This window comes from Nonomuraea sp. NPDC005501, assembly GCF_040605905.1.
In the GTDB taxonomy this organism is placed as follows: Bacteria; Actinomycetota; Actinomycetes; order Streptosporangiales; family Streptosporangiaceae; genus Nonomuraea.
On the sequence record NZ_JBEXDT010000136.1, the window covers coordinates 1 to 16,466 of the forward strand.

16 protein-coding genes and 1 pseudogene are annotated in these 16,466 nt (G+C 72.5%); 8 read left to right on the forward strand and 9 right to left on the reverse strand.

The genetic code is table 11. The annotated features are described in order from the left end of the window. Nucleotides 1–1,088 (forward strand): annotated as a pseudogene (locus tag ABZS51_RS39175) (RNA helicase); the annotation flags it as partial. Between the two features lie 209 nt (nucleotides 1,089–1,297). Then, a complete protein-coding gene (locus ABZS51_RS39180; protein ID WP_310709067.1) occupies nucleotides 1,298–1,468 on the forward strand; it encodes a hypothetical protein in 171 nt (56 codons plus the stop codon). Nucleotides 1,469–1,692: 224 nt separating this feature from the next. Here the strand turns inward: ABZS51_RS39180 and ABZS51_RS39185 are convergent, their stop codons facing one another. Next, nucleotides 1,693–3,117: an RNB domain-containing ribonuclease gene (locus ABZS51_RS39185; RefSeq protein ID WP_355452395.1), complete on the reverse strand. Its 1,425-nt coding sequence runs from the start codon at nucleotides 3,115–3,117 to the stop codon at nucleotides 1,693–1,695. A gap of 133 nt (nucleotides 3,118–3,250) precedes the next feature. On the opposite strand from ABZS51_RS39185, the gene ABZS51_RS39190 reads away from it, so the two are divergent. The 3 genes from ABZS51_RS39190 to ABZS51_RS39200 are packed head-to-tail and all read left to right on the forward strand — an operon-like array spanning nucleotide 3,251 to nucleotide 4,883. Continuing rightward, the gene (locus tag ABZS51_RS39190; protein ID WP_310709069.1) at nucleotides 3,251–3,679 is read left to right on the forward strand and encodes a hypothetical protein; all 429 of its coding nucleotides are present in this window, start codon (nucleotides 3,251–3,253) and stop codon (nucleotides 3,677–3,679) included. Beyond that, nucleotides 3,673–3,906 (forward strand): helix-turn-helix transcriptional regulator, encoded by a 234-nt coding sequence (locus ABZS51_RS39195; protein WP_355452398.1) that lies wholly within the window; start codon nucleotides 3,673–3,675, stop codon nucleotides 3,904–3,906. The genes ABZS51_RS39190 and ABZS51_RS39195 overlap by 7 nt, the downstream gene beginning before the upstream one ends. Then, nucleotides 3,903–4,883 carry an NAD(P)-dependent alcohol dehydrogenase gene (locus ABZS51_RS39200; protein WP_355452401.1) on the forward strand — a complete coding sequence of 327 codons (981 nt, stop codon included), beginning with the start codon at nucleotides 3,903–3,905 and terminating at the stop codon, nucleotides 4,881–4,883. Before ABZS51_RS39195 ends, ABZS51_RS39200 begins: the two co-directional genes overlap by 4 nt. A gap of 112 nt (nucleotides 4,884–4,995) precedes the next feature. Here ABZS51_RS39200 and ABZS51_RS39205 read toward each other — a convergent pair whose 3' ends face one another. From ABZS51_RS39205 to ABZS51_RS39240, 8 genes are all read right to left on the reverse strand, one after another. Beyond that, nucleotides 4,996–5,889: a 5'-3' exonuclease gene (locus ABZS51_RS39205; RefSeq protein WP_355452431.1), complete on the reverse strand. Its 894-nt coding sequence runs from the start codon at nucleotides 5,887–5,889 to the stop codon at nucleotides 4,996–4,998. Between the two features lie 358 nt (nucleotides 5,890–6,247). Then, on the reverse strand, nucleotides 6,248–7,246 hold the full coding sequence (locus ABZS51_RS39210; protein ID WP_355452404.1) for an ABC transporter permease: 999 nt from the start codon (nucleotides 7,244–7,246) through the stop codon (nucleotides 6,248–6,250). Further along, the gene (locus ABZS51_RS39215) at nucleotides 7,243–8,730 is read right to left on the reverse strand and encodes a sugar ABC transporter ATP-binding protein (protein ID WP_355452407.1); all 1,488 of its coding nucleotides are present in this window, start codon (nucleotides 8,728–8,730) and stop codon (nucleotides 7,243–7,245) included. Before ABZS51_RS39215 ends, ABZS51_RS39210 begins: the two co-directional genes overlap by 4 nt. Next, on the reverse strand, nucleotides 8,727–9,695 hold the full coding sequence (locus ABZS51_RS39220; RefSeq protein WP_355452410.1) for a sugar ABC transporter substrate-binding protein: 969 nt from the start codon (nucleotides 9,693–9,695) through the stop codon (nucleotides 8,727–8,729). Before ABZS51_RS39220 ends, ABZS51_RS39215 begins: the two co-directional genes overlap by 4 nt. 12 nt (nucleotides 9,696–9,707) lie before the next feature. Then, nucleotides 9,708–10,079 (reverse strand): D-ribose pyranase, encoded by a 372-nt coding sequence (gene rbsD / locus ABZS51_RS39225; RefSeq protein WP_310709076.1) that lies wholly within the window; start codon nucleotides 10,077–10,079, stop codon nucleotides 9,708–9,710. After that, nucleotides 10,069–10,956 (reverse strand): ribokinase, encoded by an 888-nt coding sequence (locus ABZS51_RS39230; protein WP_355452413.1) that lies wholly within the window; start codon nucleotides 10,954–10,956, stop codon nucleotides 10,069–10,071. The genes rbsD and ABZS51_RS39230 overlap by 11 nt, the downstream gene beginning before the upstream one ends. After that, entirely contained in the window at nucleotides 10,949–11,956 is a 1,008-nt protein-coding gene (locus tag ABZS51_RS39235; protein ID WP_355452416.1) for a LacI family DNA-binding transcriptional regulator, read from the reverse strand. The genes ABZS51_RS39230 and ABZS51_RS39235 overlap by 8 nt, the downstream gene beginning before the upstream one ends. Before the next feature lie 349 nt (nucleotides 11,957–12,305). After that, complete coding sequence (locus ABZS51_RS39240) at nucleotides 12,306–13,640, reverse strand: SpoIIE family protein phosphatase (protein ID WP_355452419.1); 1,335 nt, start codon at nucleotides 13,638–13,640, stop codon at nucleotides 12,306–12,308. Nucleotides 13,641–13,783: 143 nt separating this feature from the next. Here ABZS51_RS39240 and ABZS51_RS39245 point away from each other — a divergent pair, with 143 nt between their 5' ends. The 3 genes from ABZS51_RS39245 to ABZS51_RS39255 all read left to right on the forward strand — a co-directional run. Next, a complete protein-coding gene (locus tag ABZS51_RS39245) occupies nucleotides 13,784–14,893 on the forward strand; it encodes a Xaa-Pro peptidase family protein (protein ID WP_355452422.1) in 1,110 nt (369 codons plus the stop codon). Between the two features lie 43 nt (nucleotides 14,894–14,936). Then, a complete protein-coding gene (locus ABZS51_RS39250) occupies nucleotides 14,937–16,094 on the forward strand; it encodes an acyl-CoA dehydrogenase family protein (protein WP_355452425.1) in 1,158 nt (385 codons plus the stop codon). Then, the coding region (locus tag ABZS51_RS39255) for a hypothetical protein (protein WP_355452428.1) at nucleotides 16,091–16,466 on the forward strand (376 nt) is incomplete at its 3' end. The genes ABZS51_RS39250 and ABZS51_RS39255, both read left to right, overlap by 4 nt.

Genomic DNA, 16,466 nt, shown 5'->3' on the forward strand with positions numbered 1-16,466 from the left:
CGCGGCGGGCGGCGGCCGTGCGCTCGCTGGAGGCGCTGCAGCCGGGCGACGTGATCCGGGTGCCCGGCGGGCGCCGGGCGGGCCTGGCGATCGTCCTCGACCCCGGCCGCAACCCCCGGGGCACCGGCCCGAGCCCGCTGGTGCTGACCATCGGCAAGCAGGTCAAGAAGCTCGACCCGGCCGACTTCCCGGTTCCGGTCGAGCCGATCGAGAAGCTGCGCATCCCGAAGAACTTCAACGCCCGCGCCCCCAAGGAGCGCGCCAACCTCGTCTCCACGCTGCTCGCCAAGATCGGCGACCGTGACCTCGGCAAGCCGGCGAGGGCGCGCGACCACGCGGTGGAGGACGAGGAGATCAACGAGCTGCGCCGGCGCATCCGGCAGCACCCGTGCCACGGCTGCGACGAGCGCGAGGACCACGCCCGCTGGGCCGAGCGCTACTACAAGCTGCTGCGCGAGACCGAGGGGCTGCGGCGGCGCGTCGAGGGCCGCTCCCACGTCATCTCGCGCACGTTCGACCGCATCTGCGCGGTGCTGGAGCAGCTCGGCTACCTGGAGGACGAGACCGTCACCGACGAGGGCCGCCGCCTCGGCCGCCTCTACACCGAGCTGGACCTGCTGACGGCCGAGTGCCTGCGCAGCGGGCTGTGGGAGAAGCTGGAGCCGGCGGAGCTGGCGGCGTGCGTGTCGGCGCTGGTGTTCGAGTCGCGGCAGGCCGACGACGCCCGCCGTCCCAAGATCCCGGCGGGGCGGGCCCAGGACGCGCTGACGGCGATGGTGCGGCTGTGGGCGGAGCTGGAGGGCATCGAGTCCGACCACGGCCTCGACACGATCCGCGAGCCCGACCTGGGATTCGCGTGGGCGGCGTTCCGGTGGACCAAGGGGCACACCCTGGACGCGGTCCTCATGGACGGCATCAACGGCAACGAGCTCGCGGCCGGCGACTTCGTCCGGTGGATCAAGCAGCTGATGGACCTGCTCGGCCAGCTCGGCAACGCCGCGCCGCCGGACAGCAAGATCAAGCAGACGGCGTCCAAGGCGATCGACGGCATGCGGCGCGGCGTGGTGGCCTACTCCTCCCTCAGCTAGCGGGGCCGCGCTCGGCCGGGCGGGACGGACTGACCGCCCGGTCAAGGTGTTGTCATCGGCGGTCTACGCATCGTCACCACCGCGCCAGTTTCCTGCCCGAACCTGGCGGACATCCCCATGTCGGAAAGCCCGTCACGCTTCGGACGCACCGCGCTGAGGCCCGCCCCCGGCACGGAACCCCGGCGTCCGCCGGACCACCGGAGGTTGGCATGTTCGCCCTCGTCGCAGCCCTGTTCTTCCTGCTCGCTCTGATCTTCGCCCTCGCCGGCCTGTCCGTGGGCGGCGTGCTGACGGTCACCACGCTCGGGCTCGCCGGGCTCCTCGCCGTCGCCCTGCACCTGATGGGGGTGGGGGCGGGCTGGAACGTCCTCAAGAAGTGACCCGCGCCTCCGTGGCCGCGCCCGTCCACCCGGGCGCGGCCACGGCCGTGCCCGGGGCCGAGCGCAGGCTCATGCCAGGGTGAGCCTGCGGCCAGGGGTGAGCTTCAGGCCGGGGCTCAGCTTCAGGCCGGGGCTCAGCTTCAGGCCGGGGCTCAGCTTCAGGTCGGGGCTCAGCTTCAGGCCGGGGCTCAGCTTCAGGTCGGGGCTTCAGGCCAAGGTGATCCTCATGCCAGGGTGAAGCGGACCTCGCGGGTGGCGGGGTCGGCCTGGACGAGGCGGACCGTGACGTTCTCGCCGAGGGGCAGGGCGCCGTCGCAGCGGGCGACCACCGCCGGCTCCACGAGCTGGACCTGCCCGCCCCGGCCGTCCGCCGTCACGTCGATCACCGCGGCCTCGAACGCCTCGCCGATGCTGTCGCGCAGCAGGAACGCCTCCACCAGGTCCACGCAGGCCCGCTCCACCCCGCCGCTGCGCCGGCTCGACGCCGACATGATCGGCGGCAGCTCCGGCAGGGCCTGCGCGACGTCCTCGGGCACCGGCTCGCCCGCCGCGACCGCCAGGCACACCTCGGTGGCGTACCGGTCGACCAGGCGCCGCAGCGGCGCCGTCACGTGCGCGTACGGCGCTCCGACCGCCGCGTGGTCGGCCATCGGGGGAGGGGCGCCGTCGAAGGCGACGTAGCCGGAGCCGCGCAGCAGCACCCGCGACTCGTGCAGGAACGCCGCCTGCTGCGGGCTCTTGGGGTCCAGGCCGTGCACGACCTCCCCGTACGTGGCGTCCTCGGCCCAGCCGACGCCCAGCGCCGCCGCCATCCGGCGCACCTTGGCGAGGTCGCCGGGCTGGGGCGGCGGCAGGACGCGCAGCACGCCGATCTCCGCGTCGAGCATCATGGCGGCCGCGGCCATGCCGGTGAGCAGGGAGATCTGGGCGTTCCACGCCTCGGCGGGCAGAGGCACGCGGTATTCGAGCCGGTAGCCGCCGTCGGCGGCCACCACCTCCTGCTCGGGAGTGGGCAGGGTGACGCCGCCGCGTTCGCGCTCCAGCTCCAGCCGCAGCGGGCCGATCTCGGCCAGCAGGCCGAGGGTGCCGTCGGCCGTGCCGGTCTCCACTGCGGCCTGGACGTAGGCGTAGTCGAGCCGCTCGCGGCTGCGCACCAGGGCCCGCCGCACGTCGGCGCCCAGCGTGCGGCCGTCGGCGTCGAGGTCGATCCGCCACACCGCCGCCGGGCGGGTGGCGCCGGGCAGCAGGCTGGCCGCGCCCTCCGACAGGACCGGCGGATGGAGCGGGACCCTGCCGGTGGGCAGGTAGACGGTCTCGCCGCGGACGCGGGCCTCGGTGTCGACGGCCCCGCCGGGCCGGACGAACGAGCCGACGTCGGCGATCGCGTACCACACCCGGTAGCCGCCGGCCAGCCGCTCCAGGTGGACGGCCTGGTCGAGGTCCATGGCGCCGGGCGGGTCGATGGTGACGAACGGCAGCTCGGTCAGGTCCTCGCCGGAGACCCGGGGCGCCTCGGCCACCCAGTCGGCCTCGTCGAGCACCGCCCTGGGGAACCCGTCGGGCAGCTCGGCCTCGCGCCTGATGCGTCCGAATCCGTCCTCCAGGCGGGCGGGGACGTCGCCTGGGACCTGAATGCTCGTCTTCGACACGCCGATCAACCTACCGCGCGCCCCACGTGCCGTCGGCCTCCGGCCCCGTGTGATGTCAAATCTTCTGTACATGACGTCAAAGATTAGCTACATTCGAGATGTCAAAGATTCTGTACATCACAGGGGGCATGTCATGACGCACGAGGAGAAACGCGCGTGGATCCGCCTGGTCGTCTCCGTGGTGGCGTACACGGCGTACGTGGTCACCGTCACGGGCCGTGCCGGAGGGCGCCCGCTGGCCGAGGTGCCCTACGCCGCCGCGCTGCTGTGGTCGGTCGGCGGGGCCATCGCGGCCTCGATCGCGGCCGAGATCGTCATGGCGGTCGTGACGCCGGGGGCGTCGCGGGCCAGCGACGTGCGCGACAGGGAGATCGGGCGGCTCGGCGAGCACACCGGCCAGTCGTTCGTCGTCATCGGCGCCGTCGCCGCGATGCTGATGGCGATGGCCGGCTGGGAGCGGTTCTGGATCGCCAACGCGGTCTACCTGTGCTTCGCGCTGTCGTCCGTCCTCGGCGGCCTCACGAAGATCGTCGTGTACCGCAGGAGCATGCCGCAGTGGTGAAGCCCACCCATGTGACGAACAGCATCCGCGCCCTGCGCTTCGCGCACGGCGAGATGACCCAGGCGGAGCTCGCCGAGCGCATCGGCGTCACCCGGCAGACCGTCATCGCCATCGAGCAGGGCAGGTACTCGCCGTCCCTGGAGATGGCCTTCCGGATCGCCCGGGTGTTCGGCGTCCCGCTCGACGAGGTGTTCCAGTATCCCGGCCCACCCGAGGAGACGTCATGAAGGCGATCGTCCAGGACGTGTACGGCCCGGCGGAGGTGCTCCGGTTACGGGACGTCGAGCAGCCGCGGATCGGCGGCGACGAGGTGCTCGTGCGGGTGCGCGCCGCCGGCGTGGACCCGGGCGTGTGGATCGTCATGACCGGCCGGCCGCCGGCCGTGCGGCTCATGGGGTTCGGTCTGCGCCGGCCCAGGGTGCCCGTGCGCGGCCGGGACCTCGCCGGGGTGGTGGAGGCCGTCGGCGCCCGCGTGACCCGCTTCCGGCCCGGCGACGAGGTGCACGGCACCTGCGAGAGCGGCTCGTACGCCGAGTACGCGGCGGCGCCCGAGCGGCTGCTGGCGCGCAAGCCGGCGGGGCTGTCGTTCGAGGAGGCCGCGGTGGTGCCCGTGTCGGGGACGACCGCGTTCCAGGCCGTCCGTGACACCGGCCGCGTGCGGCCCGGACAGCGCGTGATGGTCACCGGCGCGGGAGGCGGCATCGGCACGTTCGCCGTGCAGATCGCCAAGGCGCTCGGCGCGACGGTCACCGCCGTGTGCGGCCCCGGCAAGGCCGATCTCGTCCGTTCGCTGGGGGCGGACGACGTCATCGACTACACCCGCGACGAGGTCGACCGCGACGGGCCCCGGCACGACGTGATCATCGACGTCGCGGGATGCAGGCCGCTGTCGCTGCTGCGGCGCGCGCTGACGCCACGCGGCACGCTGGTGCTCGCCGGCGGCGGGCACGACGCGCCCGGCCCGCTCGGCGGGTACACGCGCGCGCTCCTGTGGAGACCGCTGGTGCAGATCACCACGAAACAGCGGCTGCGCGGCCACACCGCCAGGGAGGGCGCCGAGGACCTCGCGCGGCTGGACCGGCTCATCGAGTCGGGCGCGGTCAGGCCGGTGGTCGGCCGCGCCTACCCTCTCGCCGAGACGCCCGAGGCGATCCGCCACCTCGCGGAGGGCCACCCCACAGGCAAGATCGTCGTCACCGTGTGAGGCCGTCCCCCCGCGGCGTCTCAGCCGTCCGAAGCCGCTCAGCCCGTCACTGTCTGTCGGCCCGTCAGTGCCCCTCGGCCCGTCAGTGCCTCTCGGCCGGGTAAGGGGTGACTCAGCCGGGCAGGGCGTCGAGGAGGCGGTTCAGCGGGCTGTCCAGGCCGTAACGGTCCGCCAGGCGTACGAGGGCCTCGGGGTCGCGCGGCTTGGCCGGGAGCGTGAGATCGGCCTCGGGCAGCGGCGCGTCCGGGGCGACCTCGACCACGGCCGGGGCGACGCGCAGGTAGTCGCGGGCGGCGGCCAGCCGGGTGCGGCTGCCCGCGGGGAAGCCGTCGGTGACGCCCGCGTCGAGCGCCGCGAGCAACGCCTCCAGCGAGCCGAAGCGCGTGACGAGCGAGGCAGCCGTCTTCTCGCCGACGCCGGCCACGCCCGGCAGGCCGTCGCTGGGGTCACCGCGCAGGGTCGCGAAGTCGGCGTAGGCGCGGCCCGGGATGCCGTACTTGCCGGCCACGAACTCCTCGTCCACGATCTGCAGGTTGCGGATGCCGCGGGCGGTGTAGAGGACCCGCACCGGGCGGGAGTCGTCGACGAGCTGGAACAGGTCGCGGTCGCCGGTCACGATGTCGACCGGCCCGTCCTCCCGGTGGGTGAGCGTGCCGATGACGTCGTCCGCCTCGTAGCCGGGGCACTCCAGCCGGGCGATGCCGACCGCGTCCAGCACCTGCTCGATGACCGGGATCTGCGGCACCAGCGTGTCGGGGACCTCTTCCTCGTCCCCCTGGGCCACGCGGTGCGCCTTGTACGTCGGGATCGCCTCGACGCGGAACGCGGGACGCCAGTCGGCGTCCATGGTGGCCGCCATCCGGGTGGGGGAGTGGGTCCGGACCAGCGTGGCGATCATGTCGATGAGGCCGCGCACCGCGTTGACGGGCATGCCGTCGGGCGCGGTGACCGAGTCCGGCACGCCGTAGAAGGCGCGGAAGTACAGCGACGGAGTGTCCAGCAGCATCAGCACCCCCCCATGGTGGCACCCGGGTGCGACAAGTCCCGCCCCCGGGACCGGGACGCGCCGCCCCGCTCGACCGTCGGCTCAGCCCTGTTCAGGGGTTCACCGCGGACCGCCGCCCCGCTCCTGGCCTTCGCCGCGGTCCACGCCCTCATGCCGCCAGAACCTGCCGGATCAGTCGGCGGCGCTGCGGTGGGTGCGGCCGACATCGCCACGTTCGGCGGCGATCCGGCGCACCGGTCGCCGCGCCACCGGCCTGATCTCCGATCGCATCACCGTCGCCGACGATCCGGCCGCCGCGGAGCGCACTGCTGGGACCACATCAGGTGGCGGCGGAGCGAAGCCCTTCCCGGAAGGCGGGTCAGGAGGGGACCGTCACCGGTGTGGGTGCCTTCGCGGGTTGGGTGACGGCCAGCCTGCGGGCCAGACGGAGCCGGTAGGCGTCCAGCACCACGGCGACCAGGATCACCAGCCCGGTGATGATCTGCCGTTCGAAGTCGGAGACGCCCATGAGCAGCAGTCCGTTGGTGAGCACGCCGAGCAGACATGCCCCGAGGAACGTGCCGGCCATCGAGCCGCGCCCGCCCATCAGACTGGCTCCGCCGATGACCACGGCGGCGATGGCGTTGAGCTCGTAGCCCTGGCCGAGGATCGGGCTGGCGATGTTGAGCCTGGCCATGTACAGGATGGCCGCGATGCCCACGGTCAGTCCGGCGATCATGAAGGCGGCGATCTTGATGCGGGAGGTCTTGTGGCCGGACAGGCGGACGGCTTCCTCGTTGTTGCCGGTGGCGTAGATCAGCCGCCCGAAGACCGTGCGCGACAGCACGAACCAGCCGACTCCGGCCAGCAGCAGCGCGACCCAGAACACCGCGGGGATGCCCAGCAGCGTGATGGCGCCGAAGTCGTTGAGCGCGGCGGGCAGGTTGTAGATGGTGGCCGCGTCGGTGTACCGCTCCGCGGCGCCGCGGGCGATGTTGAGCATGGCCAGGGTGACGATGAACGACGGCACCCGCCACTGTTCTGACACGAACCCGTTGATCCAGCCGACCGCGGCGCCGACGAGCACGCTCACCAGAATCGCGCCGAGCAGCGTCAAGGCCGAGCCGGATCCGGCCATCATGGTGCCCGACACGACCGCGCACAGCGCCATCGCCGAGCCGACCGACAGGTCGATGCCGCCGACCAGGATCACGAACGTCATGCCCACGGCGAGCACGGTGTTCAGGGTGATCTGGGTCATGATGTTGCGCAGGTTCTGCTCGGTCGCGAAGCTCGGTGCCGCGATGACGAAGAAGCCCGCGAGCAGCACCAGGGCGACACCGATGCCGGCCTCGCCGAGCACGAGCCTTTTGATCATTGTGTTTCACCGTTCTTGAGGTAGCCCGAGTAGGCGAGCGTGAGGATGTGCTCGGCGTCGTAGTCCGCCCTGGTGACCTCTCCGGCGATCCTGCCGCGGGAGAAGACCAGGATGCGGTCGCAGATGCCCATCAGCTCCGGCAGGTCCGAGGAGACGACGAGCAGGGCCTTGCCTTCCGCGGCCAGGCCGAGCAGCAGCTCGTGGATCTCGTACTTGGCGCCGACGTCGATGCCGCGGGTGGGCTCGTCCACGATCAGGATGTCGGATCCGGCGTTGAGCCACTTGGCCAGCACGACCTTCTGCTGGTTGCCGCCCGACAAAGTGCGTACGTGCTGGCCGACGCCCGCGGAGCGCAGGTGCAGACGTTGCCCGAGGTTCTCGGCGAGGGAGCGTTCCCGGCCGAAGCGCACCAGGAATCCGCGCAGCTTGGCGAGGGTGACGTTGGCGCTGATCGGCAGGTCGAGGACCAGGCCCTGCGATTTGCGGTCCTCGGTGAGCAGGCTGATGCCGTGCCGCACCGCGTCCTTGGGGTGCCTGATGTGCACCTTCTTGCCGTAAAGCTCGATATTTCCGGATATTGCTGGGTCGGCGCCGAAGATCGCGCGCATCGCCTCGGTACGGCCGGAGCCGACCAGCCCGGCGAGACCCACGACCTCGCCGCGGCGTACCGAGAAGGAGAGCGGCCCCTCGAAGCCCATGACCTTGAGGTCGCGCACCTCGATCGCCACCTCGCCCGGGGCGGTCGGCGGCTTGACCGGGTACTCCTGCGCCAGCTCACGTCCCACCATCAGCCTGACCAGGTCGGGCGCGGTCACCCCGGCCATCTCGCGGGTCTCGATGCTGCGCCCGTTGCGCAGCACGGTGACCCGGTCGGCCAGCTCCAGCACCTCCTGCAGGTGGTGGGAGATGTACACGATGGCCACGCCGCGCTCGCGCAGCGCCCGCAGGATGCCGAACAGGCGTCCGGCCTCGCGCGAGGTGAGCGTGGCGGTCGGCTCGTCCATGATGAGCAGCTTGCAGTCGGTGGAGATCGCCTTGGCGATCTCCACGAGCTGCATCTGCGCGATGCCGAGCCGCTCGACCGGTGTGTCCGGCGCGACGTCAAGGCCGACCTCGGCCAGCAGCCGCGCGGCGTCCGCGCGCAGCCGCTTCCTGTCGACGACGCCCGCCGTGCGCGGCAGCTCACGCAGGAACAGGTTCTCCGCGACAGTGAGGTACGGCAGCAGCGCCAACTCCTGGTGGACCACCGAGATCCCGGCGGCCAGACCGTCGGCTGCGCCGGCGGGGGTGTACGGCGCGCCGTCGAAGGTCATCGTGCCGCCGTCCGGCGCGTGGATCCCGGCCAGGGCCTTGACCAGCGTGGACTTGCCCGCGCCGTTCTCCCCCACGAGGGCGTGGATCTCGCCCGCGCGGATGTCGAGATCGACCCCGTCGAGCGCCACCACACCGGGGAAGCGCTTGACGAGACCGCTGACCGTCATCATCCGACGTTGTCCTTGGTGATGAGCTTGATCTCGCTCTTCTGCCAGCCGCTGAAGTTCTCGCCGGCGATCATCTTCATGGCGTAGTCGATGCCGTTGGCGGCCTGCTGCGCGCCGTACTGGTCGAGGGTCGCCACGACGGTGCCGTCCTTGACGTACTGGGCGATGGCCGGGATGTTGTCGAACGAGGCGACCTTGATCTGGCCCTTCTTGCCCTGCTCCTCGATCGCCTTCAGGGCGCCGAGCGCCATGTTGTCGTTGCCGGCGAGCACGCCCTTGATGTTCGGGTGGGCGGTGAGCATGTTGCTGAAGACGGTGTGCGCCTCGTTGGTCTCCCAGTGCGCGGTCTTGGAGTCGACGAGCTTCAGCCCGCCCTCCTTGATCGCGTCCTCGAAGCCGGCCTTGCGCTGGGCGGCGTTGGCCGCGCCGGGGTTGCCTTCCAGGATGACGACCTCGGCGTCCTTGCCGACGGCCTTGACCAGCTCCATGCCGGACTGCTTGGCGCCCTCCCGGTTGTCGGGCCCGACGAAGGGAATCTTGTCGCCGATGCCGGCGGCCTTCAACGCGCCCTCTTCGAGCTGGACGTCGATGTTGACGACCTTCACACCTGCGTCGACGGCCCGCTTGAGCGGCGCGATCAGCGCGCGGGAGTCGGCAGGGGCGATCACGACAGCCTTGGCCTGCTGGGTGACGCACTTCTCGACGGCGGCGACCTGGTTGTCGATGTCGGTCTCGTTCTGGATGCCGACGACGCTGAGCGTGAGGTCGCCGCGCTTGGCCGCGTGCTCTTCCGCGCCTTTCTGCATCTGCTGGAAGAATTCGTTGGCCAGCGACTTCATCACCAGGCAGACGCCCGGCTTCTCGCCCGGCTTGGGGGCGGCCGCCGGCTCGGCGGCGGTGCCGCCCTCCTTGCCGCAGGCGGTCAGCGCGAGGGCCAGACCGGCCACGGCGACGATCTTCTTGTTCATCTGGTATCTCCTTCAGAAGGGAACGCCCGCTTGGAGGACGACGTTCGCGTACGGCGTCGCCTCACCGGTTCGCACGACCGCGCGGGCCCGGCCGGTGAGCTCCTTGAGCCGGGTGTGAGGGATGCGTTCTGTACGTGTCAGCAGGCCGTCGAGGAAGCCGCGCGGCGACTCCTCGGCCAGGTAGGCGGTCTCGACGACGAGCTCGCCGAGCACCGCTTCGAGTACGGGCAGGAGGGCGGGTTCGCCCCTGCGCCAGACGAGGTCGACCGTCTCGACGCCGGGCGGGACGGGGAGGCCGGGGTCGGCCACCACGATGAGGTCGGTGTGTCCCGCCGCGGACAGGATGTGCAGCAGGCGGGGATGCCAGAGGCCCTCATGACGCATGGGCGAGCAGCCTTTCCACCTCGCCGGCGGTGGGCATGGCGGTCTGGGCGCCATGGGCGGTGGTGGCCAGCGCGCCGGCCGCGCAGGCCCGCCGTACCGCCTGGGCGAGAGGCAGACCGCCCGCGTGGGCGAGCGCGAGCTGCGCGCAGAACGTGTCGCCCGCGCCGACCGCGTCGACCACGGACACCTGGAAGGACGGCATCTGGCAGGCGCCGTAGGCGTCCTGGCCGCGCGCGCCGCGCCGGCCCAGCGTCACCACCGCGGCACGTGGCCCGAGCGCGAGCAGTTCGGCGGGATCGGTGCCGCCGCACAGGGCGGCGGCCTCGCTCTCGTTGACGATCAGCAGGTCCACCTGGGCGAGCAGCTCGTCCAGGCCCTGCGTGTACGGCGCGGCGTTGAGGATCACCGGCACGCCGTGCGCCCTGGCCTGCCGGGCGGCGGCGAGACAGGCGGCGACCGGGATCTCCAACTGCAGCAGGAGCGCGTCGGCGCCGACGAGGTCCAGGTCGAGCTCGGTGAGGTGGAAGAGCCCGTTGGCGCCCCTGGAGACAGTGATCATGTTCTCGCCGCCGTCCTCGACGACGATCATCGCCAGCCCGGTGCCGGCGGGCACCTGCCGTACGCCTGAGACGTCCACGCCCTCGCCCGCCACGGCGGCGAGCAGGTCATGACCCAGCGCGTCGTCGCCGACCTGGCCCACCAGGCGCACCCGCGCGCCCAGCCGGGCGGCGGCCACCGCCTGGTTGGCGCCCTTGCCCCCGGCGGCTCGCACCAGGGCGGCGCCCGCGACCGTCTCGCCCCTGCCCGGCAGACGCGTCACGGGGACAGTGAGATCCATGTTGAGGCTGCCGACGACGACCAGCTCAAGCTCACGCATCGTCCACCCCGCCCGCGGGGTCGGGGCAGCCGCAGGAGCCGCGCCTGATCAGCGTGGCGGACAGGACCACGCGCTCGTCACCCGGTGAGTCGCCGATCCGTGCCGCCAGCAGCTCCACCGCGCGCCTGCCCAGCTCCTCGATCGGCTGGCGCATGGTGGTGAGCGCGGGCACGGTGTAGGACGAGGCGGCGATGCCGTCGATCGAGCACAGCGCGACGTCGCCGGGCACGCTCAGCCCCAGCTCGGCCGCGGCGCGCATGACGCCGATCGCCTGCTCGTCGCTGGTCACGAAGAGCGCGGTGGGCCGGTCCTCCTGCGACAGGAGCCGGCGGCCGCTGAGGTAACCCTGCCTGCGCCCGTACGGGCCGTGGGCCAGCGGCATCGAGGCCGGGTCGATACCTGCTTCGGTCAGCGCCCGCGCCCAGCCGGCGACACGGTCGACGGTCGGGTGGATGTCCTTCGGCCCCGCCACGCAGCCGATGCGCCGCTGGCCGTGCTCCAGCAGGTGGCCGGTCGCCTCGTGCCCGCCGCCCTCGTTGTCGAGAAGGAGGTGGCTGGCCGGGGTGTCGTCGAGCTCGCGGTCGAGCACGATGCACGGCACCCCGGACGCGGCCAGCTGGGACCGCCAGGCGCGCGGGCCGTGGGCGGGAATCAGTATCAACCCGTCCACCTGGCGGTCGATCAGGGTCCGCACGTAGGCGGCCTCGCGATCGTCGTCGTCCATCGCGTTGCCGAGCAGCAGCGTCAGGCCATGCTGGAACGCGACCTCCTCGATCTCGCGGGCCAGCTCGGCGAAGAAGGGGTTGGCGTTGTCAGGGACGACGAGCCCGATCGTGTGCGTGCGGTTGGTGCGCAGCGAGCGGGCCACGGCGTTCGGCCGGTAGCCGAGCTCGTCGATCGCGCGCAGCACCCGTTCCCGGGTGTGCGGGGCGACGTTCCTCGGCCCGTTGTTGAGCACGTAACTGACCACGGCCTCGGAGGTGCCGGCCAGCCGTGCCACATCGCGGCGTGTGACCACTCGTAAGTCCCATCTACTCGTGTTGCTGCAGTATTCGGCCAGGATTCCGCAACAAGCAACACGTGTAGATGTGACGTTATGAAGGCGTTATCGCCAGATTTCAGGACAGTCACGAATGGCGCTCCGGGCTTGTGCGCCGCCCCGCCGATGCCGCACATTGCCGTCGCCCCTCAGGGTCATCGGTCGCGGTGGTCGGAAGGCCCCCTCCAGCCCGTACCGCTCGGCACCCAGGAAACCTGGCATCATCCGTGATCAGCCTCAAGGGGCGAAGCAACGGGCCGGCCCCGCGCCTGACCGACGAGCGGAGGCGCCGCCTGACCGCAGCGCGAGGTCAGAGTGCAGGGCGGTTCTGGATGCCGACGGCGAGCAGGCAGGCGTCGTCCTCGGGGTTCGGCCCGCCGATCTCGTCCAGCAGCCGGTCCAGCGCGGCGTCCAGGCCACTGTGCAGGTCGTCGCCCCGCAGGCGGGAGGCGGCCGCCAGGACCAGCGCCAGGCCCTCGTCGATGCCGCGGTTGCGCCGCTCGACCAGCCCGTCGGTGAACATCAGCAGCAGGTCGCCCTCCCGCAGCTCGATGCTCGCCAGATGGTACGACTGGTCGCAGGCGGCCCCGAGCAGCACGCCCCTGGCCTGTTCGAGCCGGCGGGCGGTGCCGTCGCGCACCAGGATGGGCTCCAGGTTGCCGGCCCGCGCCCAGCTGAACACCCGCGCCGAGGCGTCCAGATGGCCGATGACGGCCGTGGCGGTGGTGCCCTCCAGGCGGTGGATCACCAGGTCGTTCAGCAGGGCCAGCAGGCCGTTCGCGGGCTCGCCGGTCATCGTCAGCCCGACCAGCGCGTGGCGGAGCTGCGCCATGTGGGCGATCGCGGGCAGGCCGTGCCCCGACACGTCGCCGATCGCCAGCAGCACCCGCCCGTCGGGCAGCGGCGCCGCCTCGAACCAGTCGCCGCCGAGGCTCGCCGTCTTCTCCGCCGGCACGTACCGCACGGCGATGCGGGTGGGCGGCAGGTCCAGGCAGCCGACCGGGTCGGGCAGGATCGCCTCGCGCAGCGCCAGCATCACGTGCCGCTCCTCGGCGGCCTTGACGCGGGCCTCCAGGAGCTGGCGGCGCGACTCCGACATGATGCGCTCGGCGCGGCGGCGGCCGGTGATGTCCTGGAAGACGGCGTGCACGCCCCGCACCGCCACCGTGGCGCGGCCCGACTCCGGTGCGCGGCCCGAGTCCCGTGCGCGGACTGAGTCCGGTGCGTGGTCCGGGTCCGGTGCGCGGCCGGAGGACAGCAGGGGCTCCAGGACGACGCGCAGGTTGCGCAGCTCACCGCCGCGCCTGATGCGCAGCTCCGCCTGCGCCGGCTCCGCCTCGTGCACCACGGTCAGCAGGAGCTGCTCCAGCAGCCGCAGGTCGTCCGGCTCCACCAGGCAGGCCAGCTCCGGCAGGTCCGCGGGCCCCTGGGCCGGGTCGCGACCGAAGATCACGTACACCTGGTCCGACCAGGCGCTCGCCCCGGTGCGCAGATCCCACTCGGCCCAGCCCATGTTGCCCAGCCGCTGGGCGTGCGCCAGCCGGACGGCCAGCAGCTCCCGCTCGGCGGACACCTGGTACGGCGCCCCGGCGGCACTTCCTGGCCGCCGTCGCTGCCCCGGCCCGCCGGTGATGACGTCGACCATGAGACACACCCTCGAATGCAGTGGAACCGGACATTCGCCTCACTCTATGCGGTCGGACGTGCGCGAAGGGTAGTGATGGCCTGGCGTCTTGTAAGACCTTTTCGCGGATTTTAGGAGGTGGCGTCAGGAGTAGATTTGGGGCCGTGACGTCCTCAGATCTGTATCCCGTGTCCCGCCTGGCCGCCGTCCAGGAGGCCACCGCCAAGGCCGGCATCGACGCGCTCCTGCTCACCCCGGGCCCCGACCTGCGGTACGTGAGCGGGTACGACGCCAAGCCGCTGGAGCGGCTCACCTGCCTGGTCGTGCCCGCCTCCGGCGAGGCGTACATGCTGGTGCCCCGCCTGGAGCTGCCCGCCGCCGAGGCGTCGCCCGCCTCGCGGCTCGGGCTGGAGTTCGTGGCGTGGGACGAGACCGACGACCCGTACCGGATCGCCGCCGAGCGGCTCGGGCCGGTGGCGACGGTCGGGCTCGCGGACCGGATGTGGGCCATGTCGTCGCTGCGCTTCCGCGACGTGCTGCCGGACGCGCGGCAGGTGCTGGCCGGCAGTGTGCTGCGTGAGCTGCGGATGCGCAAGTCGCCCGTCGAGGTGGCCGCGCTGCGCGAGGCCGGCGAGGCCATCGACTCCGTGCACCGGCAGGTGCCGGAGCTGCTGCGTCCCGGCCGCACCGAGCGCGAGGTGGGCCGCGACATCGCCGAGGCGATCCTCGCGGCCGGGCACTCCACGGTCGACTTCGTCATCGTCGCCTCCGGCCCGAACGGCGCCAGCCCGCACCACGAGGTGTCCGACCGCGTCATCCAGCCGGGCGAGCCGGTCGTGGTCGACATCGGCGGCCAGCTGCACCACGGTTACTGCTCCGACTCCACCCGGACCTACAGCGTGGGCGAGCCGCCCGCCGAGTTCGCCGCGTACTACGAGGTGCTGCGCCAGGCGCAGGAGGCCGCCTGCGCCGCCGTGCGGCCCGGCGTGCCGTGCGAGTCGATCGACGCCGCCGCCCGCGACCTCATCGCCGAGGCCGGCTACGGCGAGTACTTCGTGCACCGCACCGGGCACGGCATCGGCATCGAGACGCACGAGGAGCCCTACATCGTCTCCGGCAACGCCGAGCCGATGGAGCCCGGCTTCGCCTTCTCCGTCGAGCCCGGCATCTACCTGCCCGGCCGCCACGGCGCCCGCATCGAGGACATCGTCGTCTGCGGAGAGAACGGCGGAGAACGGCTGAACCTGACCTCTCGTGAATTGGTGATCATTTAGGCAGAATTCAGGGCACGTACACTCTCACAAGGAGTATCTGCCGATGACTGTTGAGCGTGCCCTGCCCACCCCCGAGGCGCACGACCTGATCCAGCTGACCCGTGAGCTGGTCGCCAAGGAGGTCGCGCCCCGGGCGGCGGCCGACGAGGCGGCCGGGCGGTTCCCGCGCGAGGTGTTCGCCACCCTGGGCGCCGCCGGGCTGCTCGGCCTGCCCTACCCCGAGGAGTACGGCGGCGCGGCCCAGCCGCAGGAGGTCTACCTCCAGGTCGTCGAGGAGCTGGCGGCCGGCTGGCTGGCCGTGGGCCTCGGCACCTCCGTCCACACCCTGTCGTGCTTCCCCGTCGCCGCCTACGGCAGCGAGGAGCAGAAGACGGGCCTGCTGCCCGGCATGCTCGGCGGCGACCTGCTCGGCGCGTACTGCCTGTCGGAGCCCCAGTCGGGCTCCGACGCCGCCGCCCTGACCACACGGGCCGTGCCCGGCCCCGACGGCTACACCGTCGACGGCGTCAAGGCGTGGATCACCCACGGTGGCGTGGCCGACTTCTACCTGCTCATGGCCCGCACCGGCGAGCCGGGCGCGCGCGGCGTGTCCTGCCTGTACGTCCCGGCCGGCGCGGAGGGCCTGTCGTCCGGCACGCCCGAACACAAGATGGGCATGCGGTCCTCGCCGACCGCGCAGGTCCGCTTCGACGGGGTACGGCTGCCGCACGACGCGCTGGTCGGCGCCGAGGGCGAGGGCTTCCGCATCGCCATGGCGGCGCTCGACGGCGGCCGGCTCGGCATCGCCGCCTGCGCGGTCGGCGTGGCCCAGGCCGCGCTCGACGCCGCCTCCGCCTACGCCCGCGAGCGCCGCCAGTTCGGCAGCCGCATCGTCGACTTCCAGGGCGTCTCGTTCATGCTGGCCGACATGGCCACGCAGGTCGCCGCCGCCCGGGCGCTCTACCTCGACGCCGCGCGGCTGCGCGACGCCGGACGGCCGTACGGGACGCGGGCCGCGATGGCCAAGCTGTTCGCGACGGACGCGTGCATGAAGGTCACCACGGACGCGGTGCAGGTGCTCGGCGGGTACGGCTACGTCGAGGACTTCCCGGTCGAGCGGTACATGCGGGAGGCCAAGGTGCTGCAGATCGTCGAGGGCACCAACCAGATCCAGCGGCTCGTCATCGGCCGCGCCCTCGCACAAGAGCGGCCGGGCCCGTGAAGCGTGTCGCCCTGCTGGGACTGCGGCTGGGGCTGGGGCTGGGGCTCGTGACGGGGTGCGGGTCGCAGGGGGCGCTGAGCCAGGAGGTCGTCGACCGGGCCCGCGCCTCCGGGGTGGCGCCTGACCTGATCTACGCCGTCGAGCTGGACGGGTACCGGCTGCTGGAGCAGTCGGCGGGCGGGATCGGCGAGGAGGGCTACGGCGCGTACTACGGCGCCGACGGCGGCTCGGGCGAGCCCGTGCAGCTGCGGATCGACCGGGGCGGGTTCAGCGACGCGCGCGGGCACGAGCGTGGCGTGGTCGGCTTTGGTGTGCGGCAGCGCGATCCGCACGGCGGCACCCCTCTCACCGGGTCGGGGCGTGGTGGGACGG